We start from the raw sequence: 15306 nt of genomic DNA on the forward strand, positions 1-15306 counted from the left end.
GGGCCCCCGGGGTGTGTCAGCGGGCGCGGTTCAGGGTCTGGAGGGCGGCGCGCAGGAGCTGGGGCACGGGGGCGGAGCCGGTCTCGGCGAGGGCGGCCTCGGCCTGCGGGGTGACGGCGGCGACGGCTTCCTCCGCCTCGCGGCTCGCGTAGCCGAGGCCGATGAGGGCGGCGGAGAGCTGCTCGGTCCAGGGGGCGGGGCCGGTCGCCCCGCGCTGCTGGCCGACGAGGCCGCTGCTGCCGAGCGGCTGACCCAGCTTGTCCTTCAGTTCGAGCAGGAGCTTCTGCGCGCCCTTCTTGCCGATGCCGGGCACGGCGGTGAGGGCCTTCTCGTCGCCGGTGGAGACGGCGAGCCGCAGCGCGTCGGGGCTGTGCACGCCGAGCATGGCCTGGGCGAGCCGGGGTCCGACGCCGCTGGCGGTCTGGAGCAGCTCGAAGACCTGCCGTTCGTCGTCGTCCGCGAAGCCGTACAGGGTCAGCGAGTCCTCGCGGACGACCAGCGAGGTGGCCAGGCGGGTGTGTTCGCCGACGCGGAGTCCGGCGATGGTGTTCGGGGTGCACTGGACGGCCATGCCGACGCCGCCGACCTCGACGACGGCGGTCGTGGGGGCGAGGGCGGCCACCGGGCCGCTGACGAAGGCGATCATGACGGGCGGCCTTTCGAGGCGTGCAGGGCGACGGCCTGCTGGAGGCGGTTCTGGGCGGGCGCGCGCCAGATGTGGCAGATGGCGAGGGCGAGGGCGTCGGCGGCGTCGGCCGGCTTCGGCGGGGCGGAGAGCCGCAGGAGGCGGGTGACCATGGCGCCGACCTGTGCCTTGTCGGCGCGTCCGCTGCCGGTGACGGCGGCCTTGACCTCGCTGGGGGTGTGCAGGGCGACGGGCAGTCCGCGGCGGGCGGCGCACAGGATGGCGACGGCGCTGGCCTGGGCGGTGCCCATCACCGTACGGACGTTGTGCTGGCTGAACACCCGCTCGACGGCGACGAGTTCGGGCTCGTAGCGGTCGAGCCACTCCTCTATGCCGCGCTCGATGCCGACCAGCCTGGGACCGGTGTCCGCGTCCGCCGGGGTCCGCACGACACCGACGCCGAGCATCGTCAACGGTCTGCCGGCCACGCCCTCGACGACGCCGACGCCGCACCGGGTGAGCCCCGGGTCCACCCCGAGTACGCGCACGTCGCCCCTCCCTGATCCCGCACCGATCGCAAGTCTGTTTGTGCAGGCTATCGGCTGCCACTGACAACGCAGCGGGCCGACGGGGTGTGTCCCGTCGGCCCGCTGGCACGGATGACCGTGTCGAAGCCCGCGATCAGGCGTCGACCTTCGCCATGACCTCGTCGCTGACGTCGAAGTTGGCGAAGACGTTCTGCACGTCGTCGCTGTCCTCGAGCGCGTCGATCAGCTTGAACATCTTGCGCGCGCCCTCTTCGTCGAGCTCGACCTGCATGGTCGGGACGAAGCTGGACTCGGCCGAGTCGTAGTCGATGCCGGCTTCCTGGAGCGCGGTGCGGACCGCGACCAGGTCGGTGGCCTCGCTGATGATCTCGAAGTTGTCGCCGAGGTCGTTGACCTCCTCGGCGCCGGCCTCCAGGACGACCTCCAGGACGTCGTCCTCGGTCAGTTCGCCCTTGGGGAGCACGACGACGCCCTTGCGGTTGAACAGGTACGAGACGGAGCCCGGGTCGGCCATGGAGCCGCCGTTGCGGGTCATGGCGACGCGCACGTCGGAGGCCGCGCGGTTGCGGTTGTCGGTGAGGCACTCGATGAGCACCGCGACGCCGTTCGGGCCGTAACCCTCGTACATGATCGTCGCGTAGTCGACGCCGCCGGCCTCCAGGCCGCCGCCGCGCTTGACCGCGGAGTCGATGTTCTTGTTCGGGACGGAGCTCTTCTTGGCCTTCTGGATGGCGTCGAAGAGGGTCGGGTTGCCGTCCGGGTCGGCACCGCCGGTGCGGGCGGCGACCTCGATGTTCTTGATCAGCTTCGCGAAGAGCTTGCCGCGCTTGGCGTCGATCACGGCCTTCTTGTGCTTCGTCGTAGCCCATTTAGAGTGGCCGGACATCTGCCTGTCTCCTTCGCGTAACCAATTTCCCTACGAACCCCAGAGATCCTACCGGGATCCGTTCACCGCTCCGCGCGCACCATGTCCACGAACAACTCGTGGATCCGGTGGTCGCCGGTGAGCTCGGGGTGGAACGAGGTCGCGAGGGCCCTGCCCTGTCGAACGGCGACGATGTGGCCCTCGTGCTCGGCGAGCACCTCGACCTCGGCGCCGACCGACTCGACCCACGGGGCGCGGATGAAGACGCCCTCGACGGGGGAGTCGATGCCGGTCACGGTGACACCGGCCTCGAAGGACTCGTTCTGCCGGCCGAAGGCGTTGCGGCGCACGATCATGTCGATGCCGCCGAAGGTCTCCTGGCCCGAGCGGGGGTCGAGGATCTTGTCGGCGAGCATGATCAGGCCGGCGCAGGTGCCGTAGACGGGCATGCCGTCCGCGATCCGCTCGCGCAGGGGCTCCATCAGGCCGAAGAGGACGGCCAGCTTGGAGATGGTGGTGGACTCGCCACCCGGCACAACGAGGCCGTCGACCTCGGCGAGCTCTTCGGGGCGCCGGACCGGCCTGGCCACGGCATCGGCCGCGGCCAGGGCGATCAGGTGCTCCCGTACGTCGCCCTGGAGGGCCAGGACACCGATCACGGGAGTGCTGCTCATCGGTGTTTACCAGCCCCGGTTGGCGTAGCGCTCGGACTCGGGCAGGGTGTCGCAGTTGATGCCGACCATGGCCTCGCCCAGGTTGCGGGAGGCGTCCGCGATGATCTTCGGGTCGTCGTAGAAGGTGGTGGCCTTCACGATGGCGGCGGCGCGCTTGGCCGGGTCGCCCGACTTGAAGATGCCGGAGCCGACGAAGACGCCCTCGGCGCCGAGCTGGCGCATCAGCGCGGCGTCGGCCGGGGTGGCCACGCCACCGGCGGAGAACAGCACGACCGGCAGCTTGCCGAGCTCGGCGACCTCCTTGACGAGCTCGTACGGGGCGCGCAGCTCCTTGGCGGCGGCGTAGAGCTCGTTGTTGTCGAAGCCGCGCAGCCTGGCGATCTCGTTCTTGATCTGGCGCAGGTGGCGGACGGCCTCGACGACGTTGCCGGTGCCGGCCTCGCCCTTGGAGCGGATCATGGCCGCGCCCTCGGCGATGCGGCGCAGGGCCTCGCCCAGGTTGGTGGCGCCACAGACGAAGGGGGTGGTGAAGGCCCACTTGTCGGAGTGGTTGACCTCGTCGGCCGGGGTGAGGACCTCGGACTCGTCGATGTAGTCGACGCCGAGGGACTGCAGGACCTGGGCCTCGACGAAGTGGCCGATGCGGGACTTGGCCATCACCGGGATGGAGACGGCGTTGATGATGCCCTCGATCATGTCCGGGTCGGACATGCGGGCGACGCCGCCGTCCTTGCGGATGTCGGCGGGAACCCGCTCCAGGGCCATGACGGCGACCGCGCCGGCGTCCTCGGCGATCTTCGCCTGCTCCGGGGTGACGACGTCCATGATCACGCCGCCCTTGAGCTGCTCGGCCATGCCGCGCTTGACGCGGGACGTGCCGATGGCCGAGGTCTCGGACTGGGGGGTGGTGGAAGGCGTGGTGGACACGGGGTACCTCACTCGTGACAACGGGGTTGACGACAAGAGTGAGGAAACAGGCCACGTGCGGTCCACATCAAGGGCCAATGTGCAGCCGGTGGATCGTTTTCGCGGCTTACGAAGGCGAGAGTCGCTCAGGCCGGACGATCCGCAAGGGCGACGGGCGGTTCGTCGTCCATTTCGAAGGCGAGCGGGAACGGGGCGTGGCCGGCGAGCCGGAACCAGCGGACCTTGCGGTGCCGGCGCAGCGCCCGTGCGGCCCGTACGGCGTCGTTGTGGAACCGCCGCGCCATCGGCACCCGCCGGACGGCGGCGGCCAGTTCGCCCGCGGCCTCCTCGCCTCCGGGCGCCTGCCGCAGGATCTCGACCTGCTCGGGCTCCCCGAACACGGCCCGCAGCGCCTGGCTGAGCTCGCTCTCGGCGACCTCCCGGTGGTCCTCCTCGGCCTGCCGGGCCGCGTGCGCGGCCTCGTAGAGGACGATGGAGGCGGCCGGGTCGAGGACGCCGGAGGTGGCCAGCTCCTGGGCGACCGAGGCGCGCCGCAGCAGCTGCGCGTCGAGCGCGGCCCGCGCGGCGTCGATCCGCGCGTGCAGCCGGTCGAGCCGGCCGGCGGTCCAGCTCAGGTAGACGCCGACGAGGATCAGCGCGACGACGGTCCAGATCAGGGTTTCGGTCACGGGCGCACAGGCTACCGGGGCAGCGGCAGCGTCCCTTCCCAGACGGCGTGGTCGTGCGCGAACAGCACCCGCACCGGCCGCCCCGCCGCGAGTTGCCCGAGCCGCCCGAGCCAGGGGCGGTACGGGGTCCCGAACTCGTGCGCGAAGTCGTACGCCTGTCCGGCGAGCACGGTCACGCGCTCGCCGTGGTCGAGGACGAGCGACTGGTGGCCTTCGGTGTGGCCGGGCGTGGGGACGATCCGGACCCCGGGCGCGATCTCGTGCTCCCCGTCGATCTCCTCGTAACGCACCCCCGGGAGCAGCGAGTCGATGGTGTAGTCACCGGCGAGGGCGGTGGCGAGCTCGGTGCGCTGGACGAGGACGGGGGTGCCGGGGAACCGCTGGTTGCCGCCGATGTGGTCGAAGTGCAGGTGGCAGTTGACGACCAGGTCGACGTCGTCCGGGCCGACGGGCAGGGGCTTGCGCACGGGCCGGTAGTGCGCGTCCGCCTCCGGTGAGCCCTCCCCCATCCCCGTGTCGAAGACGAGGGCGCCGCCCTCGTACCGCACGAGATAGCCGAGCGCCGGCTCCTCGCGGTCGTGGGGGCCGCCCCATTCGGCGGCGGGGCGGGTGAAGTACCCGAGGTCGAGCGTCTCGATGGACATCATGGGGGCAGCCTGCCCCGGGGGAGGGCGGAGGATGACGGGGTCCGCCGAGAGCGGACGGGGCGGGCCCTCGCGCGAGCGTGTGGCGGGCCCACCGCCGACCCTACGCACGCGCGCGTGGCGCGGGCTCACCGTAACCCCACGCACCGGCGCGTGACGCGGGCCCACCGCCAACCCCACGCACGCGCGCGTGGCACGGACCCACCCCAACCCCACGCACCGGCGCGTGACGCGGGCCCACCGCCGACCCCTACGCACGCGCGCGTGGCACGGACCCACCGCAACCCCACGCCCGCCATGCGGTCGCCCGCTACAGACCCAGCCTCGCGCGCAAACCCCCCGTCGCCCTCTCGTCCGTCGCCACCGAGGCCGCGCCGTCCGTCACCGTCTCGTAGACCGCCAGGATGTCCGCGCCGACCGTCGACCAGTCGAAGCGGCGGACGTGGGCGGTGCCGCGCTCGCGGAGTTCGTCGCGGCGGGGCTCGTCGGCGAGGAGGCGGATCGCGCGGGCGGCGAGGTCGTCGGCGTCCTCGTTGGTGAAGAGCTCGCCGGCGGCGCCCTGGTCGAGGACCTGGGCGAAGGCGTCGAGGTCGGCCGCGAGAACGGGGGCGCCGGCGGACAGGGCCTCGACGAGGATGATGCCGAAGCTCTCGCCGCCGGTGTTGGGAGCGACGTACACGTCGACGCTGCGCAGCAGCCGTGCCTTGTCCTCGTCGCTGACCATGCCGAGGAACTCGACCTTCGACCGCATCTCGCGCGGCAGACAGGCGACGGCCTCCTCCTCGTCGCCGCGCCCGGCGACGAGGAGCCGGGTGTCGGGCCGCTCGGCGAGGATCTTCGGCAGGGCCCTCATCAGGACGGGCAGGCCCTTGCGGGGCTCGTCGATGCGCCCGATGAAGCCGAGCGTCCCGCCCTGCCACTCCTTCTTCGGCTCGGCGCGGGCGAAGAAGTCGACGTCGACGCCGTTGGGGATGACGACCGCGTCGCCGCCGAGGTGCTCGACGAGCGTGCGCCGGGCGTACTCGCTGACCGCGATCCGCGCGCTGATCTTCTCCAGGGCGGGCTGGAGGATCGGATACGCGGCGATCATCGCCCGCGAGCGCGGGTTGGAGGTGTGGAAGGTGGCCACGAGCGGTCCCGTCGCCGCCCAGCAGGTGAGCAGTCCGAGCGACGGCGAGGTGGGCTCGTGGATGTGGACGACGTCGAAGGTGCCGTCGTGCAGCCAGCGACGGACCCGCGCCGCCGAGAGGAAGCCGAAGTTGAGCCGGGCGACGGAACCGTTGTACGGCACGGGCACGGCGCGGCCCGCGGACACCACGTACGGCGGGAGCGGGGTCTCGTCGTCGGCGGGGGCGAGGACGGAGACGTGATGGCCGAGCCGGATGAGGTGCTCGGCGAGGTCGCGGATGTGGAACTGGACGCCGCCCGGCACGTCCCAGGAGTACGGGCAGACGATGCCGATCCTCAAGACCGCCGCTCCCCCTCGCGCGCCTCGCGCACCTCGCTGGCCCCAGACGCCTCACTGGTCCCGGGCACCTCACCGGCCTCGCGCGTCCCGTCGGCCACATCGGCCTCACGAGTCCCTCGGGCCGCACCGGTCTCACGCGTCCCGCGTGCTCCGGGCGCCCCCCGCTCCTCCAGGTCCGCCAGCCACAGTCGCTGCAGCATGTGCCAGTCCTCCGGGTGGTCGGCGATGCCCCCGGCGAAGACGTCGGCGAGGGCCTGTGTCATCGAGGACGTCTTCTCGGCGCGGGTACCTGACTCGGGTACGCCGATCGGGGCGTGGACCCGGCCCCGCATGACGTCGGTGTCGTCGTACCAGAGCGTCACCGGCAGCAGCAGCGCCCCGGTCTGCTGGGCGAGCATCGCGGGCCCGGCGGGCATCCGCGCCGTCTCGCCGAAGAAGGAGACCTCCACGCCGGAGGCGGACAGGTCGCGGTCGGCGACCAGGCACACCAGGCCGCCGGCGCGCAGCCGCCGTGCGAGGGTGCCGAAGGCGGCGCCGCCGGTGTGCGGCAGCACCTCCATGCCCAGCGACTCGCGATAGGCGACGAAACGGTCGTACAGCGACTCGGGCTTGAGCCGTTCGGCGACCGTCGTGAACGGCACGCCCAGCGCACGGGTGACCCAGACGCCGGCGAGGTCCCAGTTGGCCATGTGCGGCAGGGCGATGATCACGCCGCGGCCGGAGGCGAGGCCGTCCTTGAGGTGATGGACGTCCTTGGGGTCGAAGCTGCCGGCGGCCCGCTCCTGGCTCCAGGTGGGGAGCCGGAAGGACTCCATCCAATAGCGCATGTACGAGCGCATGCCGGCCTTCGACAGCTCGGCGAGGCGCTCGGGGGACGCGTCGGGCACGACCCGCGCGAGGTTGGACTCCAGGCGCAGGACGCTCGCGCCGCGCCGCTTCCACACCGTGTCGGCGATCCGCCGGCCGAGGCCGCGGGCCACGGGCTCGGGCAGTTTCTTGACCGTCGCCCAGCCGAGGCCGTACAGCCCGTCGGTCAGTCTGTCCTTGAACCCGCTGTCCTTGGGCCCGCTGCCCTTGCGCTCGCTGTCCTTGGGCCCGCTGCCCTTGCGCTCGCTGTCCTTGCGCCCGCTGCCCGGGACCCCGCTCATGATGTCGCCTCGCTCCCCCTGGCGGCGGCGTCCGCCTCCGCCGACTCCCTGCGTACGGTCACCACACGCTGCCCCAGGGTCACGGCCGAGCCGACCGCCACGATCCACAGGGCGATGGGCAGCAGCACCTGGATGCCCGGCACACCGAAGCCGTGCAGTCCGGCGAGACCGGCCGCGACCAGCGAGATCACCAGCCGTTCGGCCCGTTCCACGAGGCCGTTGACGGCGACCGGCAGGCCGATCGACTCGCCGCGCGCCTTGGTGTACGACACGACCTGGCCGCTCGCCAGGCAGAAGATGGCGACCGCGCACAGCACGTTGTCGTCGCCCTTGCCCGCGTACCAGAGGGCGAAACCGCCGAAGATCGCCCCGTCGGCGACCCGGTCGAGGGTCGAGTCGAGGAAGGCGCCCCAGCGGCTGGAGATGCCCGCCTGCCGGGCCATGTTGCCGTCGACGAGGTCCGAGAAGACGAAGAGCGTGATGACGATGGTGCCCCAGAAGAACTCCCCGCGGGGGAAGAAGACCAGGGCGCCGGCGACCACGCCGGCGGTGCCGACGAGCGTGACCGCGTCGGGGCTGACGCCCCGGCGGAGCAGAAACGCTGCGAAGGGTGTGAGGACACGCGTGAAAAACGCACGCGCGTACTTGTTCAGCATGGCCTTCCCGAGGTTCGGTGGGCCGCGCGGCCCCTACGACCACCGGCTCACCCATCGTAGCCACGCGGGCCCCCGCCGAAGCGGCGGCACCCGGGGAGGGCGGCGGCCGGGCCGCGCGCATCCGACGTATGGACGCACCGTGACGTCGGTGCAAAGCTCGAAGGACAACCGCGGGCGTCGCCGGAGCCGCACGCGACAGCGGCCGTGCGCCGCCAGGTGCTGCCACTCCCCCGCGTCCGCGCCCCGCCTCACCGTACGAGCAGTCGGGAGGAACATCATGGGCGACAAGGCGAACACCCACTCCGGGGCCGCCGGCAGGGCTCCAACGGCCGACCAGCCCTCGGCCATACGGAACGTGGTGCTGGTCGGCCACAGCGGATCGGGCAAGACGACCCTCGTCGAGGCCCTGGCGCAGACCGCGGGCGCGGTGAACCGCGCCGGGCGCGTCGAGGACGGCGGGACGATCTCCGACTACGACGAGATCGAGCACCGCCAGCAGCGCTCCGTACAGCTCTCCCTCGTCCCGGTGGAGTGGGACGGCTGCAAGATCAACCTGCTGGACACGCCCGGGTACGCCGACTTCGTCGGGGAGCTGAGGGCCGGTCTGCGCGCGGCGGACGCGGCCCTCTTCGTCGTCTCGGCGGCCCAGGAGGCCGACGCGGTCGTCGGCTCGACCCGCGCGGTGTGGGAGGAGTGCGCCGCGGTCGGCATGCCCCGGGCGATCGTCGTCACCCACCTCGACACGGCCCGCACCGACTACACCCGGCTGACCGAGGTCCTCGCCGAGCTGTTCGGCGGCGACGACCCCGACGCCGTCCTTCCCCTGTACCTGCCGGTGCGCGGCGCCGAGGGCGCCGACGGGCACGCCCCCGCCACCGGTCTGGTGGGGCTGCTCACCGAGCGGATCTTCGACTACTCGACCGGGGTACGGCGCGAGGATCCGCCCGACGAGACGCAGAAGCCGCTGATCGCCGAGGCCCGGGCCCGGCTGATCGAGGGGATCATCGCCGAGAGCGAGGACGAGACCCTCATGGACCGCTATCTGGGCGGCGAGGACATCGATCTGAAGACGCTGATCGACGACCTGGAGAAGGCGGTCGCGCGCGGCACCTTCCATCCGGTGCTGGCGGCCGCCCCTGCCGCCGACGGCGGCCGGCAGGGACTCGGCACGGTCGAGCTCCTGGAGCTGATCACCCGCGGCTTCCCCACGCCGCTGGAGCGCGAGGCCCCGGCGGTCACCACGCCGGACGGCCGACCGCGGCCGGCGCTCACCTGCGATCCGGACGGGCCGCTGGTCGCCGAGGTCGTCAAGACCTCGTCGGACCCCTACGTGGGCCGGATCTCGCTGGTGCGGGTCTTCTCCGGCACCCTGCGGCCCGACGAGACGGTGCACGTGTCGGGGCACGGCCTCGCCGACCGGGGGCACGAGGACCATGACGTCGACGAGCGGGTCGGGGCCCTGACCTCCCCGTTCGGCAGACAGCAGCGCACGCTGGCGCACTGCGTGGCCGGTGACCTCGCGTGTGTCGGCAAGCTGGCGCGGGCGGAGACCGGCGACACGCTGTCGGCGAAGGACGACCCGCTCCTGATGGAGCCGTGGTCGATGCCGGAGCCGCTGCTGCCGCTGGCGATCGAGGCGCACAGCAAGGCCGACGAGGACCGGCTCTCGCAGGGTCTGGCCCGGCTGGTCGCCGAGGATCCGACGATGCGGCTGGAACAGAACCAGGACACCCGCCAGGTCGTCCTGTGGTGTCTGGGCGAGGCGCACGCGGACGTGGCCCTGGAGCGGCTGCGCGGGCGGTACGGCGTCCAGGTCGACACCGTGCCGCACAAGGTGGCGCTGCGCGAGACCTTCGGCGCGCCGTCGTCCGGGCGCGGCCGGCATGTGAAGCAGTCGGGCGGGCACGGCCAGTACGCGATCTGCGAGATCGACGTGGAGCCGCTGCCGCCGGGGAGCGGCATCGAGTTCGTCGACAAGGTGGTCGGCGGCGCCGTCCCGCGCCAGTTCGTCCCCTCCGTGGAGAAGGGCGTCCGGGCGCAGGCGGCCAAGGGCGTGGCGGCCGGCTACCCGCTGGTCGACATCCGGGTGACCCTGCGCGACGGCAAGGCGCACTCGGTGGACTCCTCCGACGCGGCCTTCCAGACGGCGGGCGCCCTGGCCCTGCGCGAGGCCGCCGCCGATGTCCCCATCCACCTCCTGGAGCCGGTGGCCGAGGTGCAGGTGCTCGTCCCGGACGACTACGTGGGGCCCGTGATGAGCGACCTGTCGGGCCGGCGGGGCCGGGTGGTCGGCACCGAGCAGGCGGGACCGGGGCGCACGGTGGTGCGCGCCGAGGTGCCGGAGATCGAGATCGGCCGTTACGCGGTCGACCTGCGCTCCGTCGCCCATGGCACCGGCAGCTTCGACCGCTCGTACGCGCGGCACGAGGCGATGCCGCCGCATCTGGCGGAGAAGATCCGCGCGGAGGCGCAGAAGGGTTCGTGAGCCCGGTGCCGTCGGCGTACGGACCGGATCCCGGCGGGACCTGTCGGACTCCGACCGGCTCCTGACGGGCCGACAGGTGGATGCCGCCCGCCGACTGCTCTGCCGCGGGCGGCATCCGGTCGTGCTTCCGTGCTCCGGTGACGCATCCGTCGCCACCCGGTTACGCTGTGGTGCCCAGCTCAGAAGGTGTGCGGGGCGCGGCAGTTGGGAACAGCCCGCACAGGGAACCGTGGCGATGGGGGCGGCAGTGACGATCGGCAGTTTCGGACCCGGGGCGCAGATTCCCCTGCAGGGCTCGGACGCGCAGACGGCGGCGACCGCTGCCCTCGCCTCCGTCGCGTACCGCGACAGCCCGGTCGAGGAGATCCTCAAGGCCAACAACGACCTGCACAAGTCGACGGTGAAGCCGGGCAAGTGGCAGAAGCTGTTCCGGCCCGATCTCGGGGAGGCCTTCTCCCGCGCCGTGCAGGTCCGCATGCTCGGCGGCGCCCGCAAGCCGCTCATCCAGTCCTTCGGCGCCGATCCGCAGCCCGTGGTGGAGCACTGCCTCGCGGCCACCGGCATCCGCAGGCAGCGCGATGTGAAGCTGACGCTGGTGACCCTCGTCTTCGGGGTGCTGTTCCTGCCGGGGCTGCTGCTCTGGCTCGGCGTGATCCAGCTCCGCCGGCTGGCCGCCGGCTCCGAGAACAAGCGCACCAGCGCGATCGGCACGGCCCTGATGATCGCGGCCGGGTTCATCGCCCTGCTGTTCCTGCTGAAGCTGCCCTTCGACGGCGTGCTTCCGAACTATCTGCGCGTCATGATCGTGGCCCCGGTGGCGGGCTGGTTCCTGGCGCGCCGGATCTGCGAGAACACCGCCCAGGTCCTGCGCGAGCGCTGGACGGCACTGCTCAGCGGCGGCGGGATCGGTGCCGCCGTCCCCCAGGCCGTGCCGAAGGACCCGACCGAGAAGTCGGCCGAGGAGCTGCGCCTCAACCTGGAGAAGCTGACCGCGGAGCAGCAGTCCAACATCGTCTTCTACGCGGGGCCCAAGGGAATACTGGGCATGGGCACGCGCTGGGGCAGCTGGGCCCTCGCCGAGGAGCTGGTCCCGCGCGAGGGCAAGGAGATCCACGACTTCCGCGCCTGGGACGTCGTCCGCCAGATCCACACCGAGCTGACGCTGCTCGAACGCGGTTCGCTGAAGACCGGCTTCCCGAAGCCGACCGTGAAGCACTGGATCGTCTCGCCGGTCGGCGAGGGCGCCGACGAGGTCGCGCGCCCCGAGGGCGAGAACATCGTCGCCTTCCAGGTGAAGCCGCACGAGATACAGCGCATCTGCAACGACCAGCAGTTCGGCGCGGGCAACCGGCACTATCTGGGCGTCCAGTTCACGCTGTGGGACGGGCAGTTGGTCCTGACGATGATGGTGACGGTCACCTCGCTCCACCGCACGCTGCGCGTCGAGGTCACGGGCCATGCCCTCGGCCCGGTGCACAGCCTGTTCACCACCAAGCCGGCGGCGAAGACGAAGGAGGTCTCCAAGACCGTCAGGTTCTGGGAGACCAAGGAGATCAAGCTGCCGCTGACGGACACGGACGACGTGGTGCGCCAGGCCGTGCGGGCCCCGCTCACCTGGTTCCCCCCGGTCCTGGACTTCCTCGGCGGGAAGCTGGTGCTGCCGGAGCCCTTCGGACTGCGCCACCCCTGGGCGAGTCCGCCGTGGAAGAACCGCTTCATGGCCGACGACGCGATCCGCGCGGCCACTCCGGTGCTGCGCGCGGTCCACGCCGCGACCATCCGGGTTCTCGACGATCACAACGTGGACACCGAGCGCTTCACCAACCGCTCGCTGGTCCTCAGCGGCGGCGTCCAGGAGGCCGGCCCGAAGAAGGCCGACGTCTACGACGCGTAGGGCCTGTCCTCCGGGTCGATCGGCTCGGATCAGATGCCGGCCGGCCAGGCGTCGGCCAGCATCCTGCGGGTGTCGGCGAGCAGCTGCGGCAGCACCTTGGTGTGGCCGACCACCGGCATGAAGTTCGTGTCCCCGCCCCAGCGCGGCACGATGTGCTGGTGCAGGTGGGCCGCGATCCCGGCGCCCGCCACCGTGCCCTGGTTCATCCCGATGTTGAAGCCGTGCGCACCGGAGGCGGACCGCAGCGCGACCATGGCCCGCTTGGTGAACTCCGCGAGCTCCTCGGTCTCCGCCGCGTCGAGGTCCGTGTAGTCGGCGACATGGCGGTACGGGACCACCATCAGGTGTCCGCCGTTGTACGGGTAGAGGTTGAGCACCGCGTACACGTGCGTGCCGCGCGCGATCACCAGACCGTCCTCGTCCGACTTCGACGGGATCGTGCAGAAGGGACAGCCGTCCTCGGCACCCGGCCCGGTCGGCTTGTTCTCGCCCTGGATGTACGCCATCCGATGAGGCGTCCACAGGCGCTGGAACGCGTCCTGCGTCCCCACTCCGATCTGCTGCTCCGGCTCAGTCGTCATGCTGAGCAGCATATGGCTTCGCCCGTTCGGATCGTGTCGCCGGGGCGGAGGATCCGTGCGGGGGCCGACGGGAGGAGGCCCCCGGGGACTCCCGGGGGCCTCCTGAGTCCGTCACGTCACGGGGCGGCGGGCCGTCAGACCTGGACGCGGTCCTCGACGATCTTGGCGATCTTGGCGATGGCCTCGTCGACCGGGACGCCGTTCTCCTGGGAACCGTCGCGGTAGCGGAAGGAGACGGCGCCGTTGGCCATGTCCTCGTCACCGGCGATGATCATGAACGGGACCTTCTGCTTCTGCGCGTTGCGGATCTTCTTCTGCATCCGGTCCGAGGAGGCGTCGACCTCCACGCGCAGCCCCTGCTTCTTCGCCTTGGCGGCGAACTCCTGCAGGTACTCCACGTGCGCGTCGCCGATCGGGATGCCGGTCGCCTGCACCGGGGCCAGCCAGGCCGGGAACGCGCCCGCGTAGTGCTCCAGGAGCACCGCGAAGAAGCGCTCGATCGAGCCGAACAGCGCGCGGTGGATCATGACCGGGCGCTGCTTGGTGCCGTCCGGGGCGGTGTACTCCAGGTCGAAGCGCTCCGGCAGGTTGAAGTCGAGCTGCACCGTCGACATCTGCCAGGTGCGGCCGATGGCGTCGCGCGCCTGCACGGAGATCTTCGGGCCGTAGAACGCGGCGCCGCCCGGGTCCGGGGTCAGCGGCAGGCCCTGCTTCTCGGCGACCTGCTGAAGGACGGCGGTGGCCTCCTCCCACACCTCGTCGGAGCCGACGTACTTCTCGGGGTCCTTGGTGGACAGCTCCAGGTAGAAGTCGGTCAGACCGTAGTCGCGCAGCAGGTTCAGGACGAAGGTGAGCGTCTTGTCGAGCTCGTCCGCCATCTGCTCGCGGGTGCAGTAGATGTGCGCGTCGTCCTGGGTGAAGCCGCGGGCCCGGGTGAGGCCGTGGACGACGCCGGACTTCTCGTACCGGTACACGGTGCCGAACTCGAACAGGCGCAGCGGCAGCTCACGGTAGGAGCGCCCGCGCGCGTCGAAGATCAGGTTGTGCATCGGGCAGTTCATGGGCTTGAGGTAGTAGTCCACGCCCTCGTCGAGCTGCATGGGCGGGTACATGCCCTCGGCGTACCAGTCGAGGTGACCGGACTTCTCGAAGAGCTTGCCCTTGGTGGCGTGCGGCGTGTAGACGAACTCGTAGCCCTCCTCCTCGTGCCGGCGGCGCGAGTAGTCCTCCATCACCCGGCGGACGATGCCGCCCTTGGGGTGGAAGACGGCGAGGCCGGAGCCGATCTCGTCCGGGACGGAGAACAGGTCGAGCTCGTTGCCGAGCTTGCGGTGGTCGCGCTTCTCGGCCTCGGCGAGGAAGTCGAGGTGGGCCTTCAGCTCGTCCTTCGACGGCCAGGCGGTGCCGTAGATGCGCTGGAGCATCGGGTTCTTCTCGCTGCCGCGCCAGTAGGCGGCGGCGTTGCGCATCAGCTTGAAGGCCGGGATGTTGCGGGTGGTGGGCAGGTGCGGACCGCGGCAGAGGTCCTTCCAGCACAGCTCGCCCGTCTTGGCGTCCAGGTTGTCGTAGATGGTCAGCTCGCCGCCGCCCACCTCGACGTTCGCACCGTCGTCGGTCGACGCGGCGCCCTTGATGCCGATGAGCTCCAGCTTGTACGGCTCGGAGCTGAGCTCCTCGCGGGCCTCCTCGTCCGTGACGACCCGGCGGGCGAAGCGCTGGCCGCGCTTCTGGATCTCCTGCATCTTCTTCTCGATGGCCTTGAGATCCTCGGGCGTGAACGGCTTCTCGACGTCGAAGTCGTAGTAGAAACCGTCCCGGACCGGCGGGCCGATGCCCAGCTTGGCCTCCGGGAACAGCTCCTGCACGGCCTGGGCCATGACGTGCGCGGTGGAGTGGCGCAGGATGTTCAGGCCGTCCTCGGAGGAGATCTCGACGCCCTCGACGACGTCGCCCTCGGCGAGCTCGTAGGACAGGTCCTTCAGCTCACCCCCGACACGGGCGGCGATGACGGTGCGGTCGTCGGCGAACAGGGCGCCGGCCGTGGTGCCCGCGCTCACCGTCCTCTCCTCTGGTCCCGAGGCGGACTGGACGGTCACACGGACTTCAGACACGGGTGCTCCATA

General features: G+C 71.5%; 14 protein-coding genes. 2 read left to right on the forward strand and 12 right to left on the reverse strand.

Annotated elements, in window-relative coordinates; all coding sequences use genetic code 11:
• Window positions 1-16 precede the first annotated feature (16 nt).
• The 10 genes from ruvA to pgsA form a co-directional block, all read right to left on the reverse strand.
• Window positions 17-646 (reverse strand): Holliday junction branch migration protein RuvA, encoded by a 630-nt coding sequence (ruvA, locus tag ABTZ91_RS14105; protein ID WP_352077400.1) that lies wholly within the window; start codon window positions 644-646, stop codon window positions 17-19.
• Window positions 643-1173 (reverse strand): crossover junction endodeoxyribonuclease RuvC, encoded by a 531-nt coding sequence (ruvC, locus tag ABTZ91_RS14110; protein ID WP_352077401.1) that lies wholly within the window; start codon window positions 1171-1173, stop codon window positions 643-645. The genes ruvA and ruvC overlap by 4 nt, the downstream gene beginning before the upstream one ends.
• A gap of 133 nt (window positions 1174-1306) precedes the next feature.
• Window positions 1307-2059, reverse strand: coding sequence for a YebC/PmpR family DNA-binding transcriptional regulator (locus ABTZ91_RS14115; protein ID WP_345490221.1), 753 nt, complete (start codon window positions 2057-2059; stop codon window positions 1307-1309).
• Between the two features lie 62 nt (window positions 2060-2121).
• The gene (pdxT, locus tag ABTZ91_RS14120; RefSeq protein ID WP_352077402.1) at window positions 2122-2712 is read right to left on the reverse strand and encodes a pyridoxal 5'-phosphate synthase glutaminase subunit PdxT; all 591 of its coding nucleotides are present in this window, start codon (window positions 2710-2712) and stop codon (window positions 2122-2124) included.
• Window positions 2713-2718: 6 nt separating this feature from the next.
• Window positions 2719-3639: a pyridoxal 5'-phosphate synthase lyase subunit PdxS gene (pdxS, locus tag ABTZ91_RS14125; RefSeq protein ID WP_352077403.1), complete on the reverse strand. Its 921-nt coding sequence runs from the start codon at window positions 3637-3639 to the stop codon at window positions 2719-2721.
• A 125-nt stretch (window positions 3640-3764) separates the two neighbouring features.
• The gene (locus tag ABTZ91_RS14130; protein WP_352077404.1) at window positions 3765-4307 is read right to left on the reverse strand and encodes a hypothetical protein; all 543 of its coding nucleotides are present in this window, start codon (window positions 4305-4307) and stop codon (window positions 3765-3767) included.
• Between the two features lie 11 nt (window positions 4308-4318).
• Window positions 4319-4951 (reverse strand): MBL fold metallo-hydrolase, encoded by a 633-nt coding sequence (locus tag ABTZ91_RS14135; RefSeq protein ID WP_352077574.1) that lies wholly within the window; start codon window positions 4949-4951, stop codon window positions 4319-4321.
• Between the two features lie 310 nt (window positions 4952-5261).
• Complete coding sequence (locus ABTZ91_RS14140; protein WP_352077405.1) at window positions 5262-6419, reverse strand: glycosyltransferase family 4 protein; 1158 nt, start codon at window positions 6417-6419, stop codon at window positions 5262-5264.
• Window positions 6416-7567 carry a phosphatidylinositol mannoside acyltransferase gene (locus ABTZ91_RS14145; RefSeq protein ID WP_352077406.1) on the reverse strand — a complete coding sequence of 384 codons (1152 nt, stop codon included), beginning with the start codon at window positions 7565-7567 and terminating at the stop codon, window positions 6416-6418. Before ABTZ91_RS14145 ends, ABTZ91_RS14140 begins: the two co-directional genes overlap by 4 nt.
• Window positions 7564-8223, reverse strand: coding sequence for a phosphatidylinositol phosphate synthase (gene pgsA, locus ABTZ91_RS14150; protein ID WP_352077407.1), 660 nt, complete (start codon window positions 8221-8223; stop codon window positions 7564-7566). The genes ABTZ91_RS14145 and pgsA overlap by 4 nt, the downstream gene beginning before the upstream one ends.
• A 277-nt stretch (window positions 8224-8500) precedes the next feature.
• Here pgsA and ABTZ91_RS14155 point away from each other — a divergent pair, with 277 nt between their 5' ends.
• Entirely contained in the window at window positions 8501-10708 is a 2208-nt protein-coding gene (locus ABTZ91_RS14155) for an elongation factor G-like protein EF-G2 (RefSeq protein ID WP_352077408.1), read from the forward strand.
• A 235-nt stretch (window positions 10709-10943) separates the two neighbouring features.
• On the forward strand, window positions 10944-12602 hold the full coding sequence (locus ABTZ91_RS14160; RefSeq protein ID WP_352077409.1) for a hypothetical protein: 1659 nt from the start codon (window positions 10944-10946) through the stop codon (window positions 12600-12602).
• Between the two features lie 29 nt (window positions 12603-12631).
• On the opposite strand, the gene ABTZ91_RS14165 is transcribed toward ABTZ91_RS14160, so the two are convergent.
• Together ABTZ91_RS14165 and thrS are read right to left on the reverse strand one after the other, a co-directional pair.
• Window positions 12632-13195 carry an HIT domain-containing protein gene (locus ABTZ91_RS14165; RefSeq protein ID WP_345490209.1) on the reverse strand — a complete coding sequence of 188 codons (564 nt, stop codon included), beginning with the start codon at window positions 13193-13195 and terminating at the stop codon, window positions 12632-12634.
• 122 nt (window positions 13196-13317) lie between these two features.
• Entirely contained in the window at window positions 13318-15294 is a 1977-nt protein-coding gene (gene thrS / locus ABTZ91_RS14170) for a threonine--tRNA ligase (protein WP_352077410.1), read from the reverse strand.
• Window positions 15295-15306: the final 12 nt, after the last annotated feature.

The organism is Streptomyces sp. NPDC126499, assembly GCF_040302485.1.
Classification (GTDB): domain Bacteria; phylum Actinomycetota; class Actinomycetes; order Streptomycetales; family Streptomycetaceae; genus Streptomyces.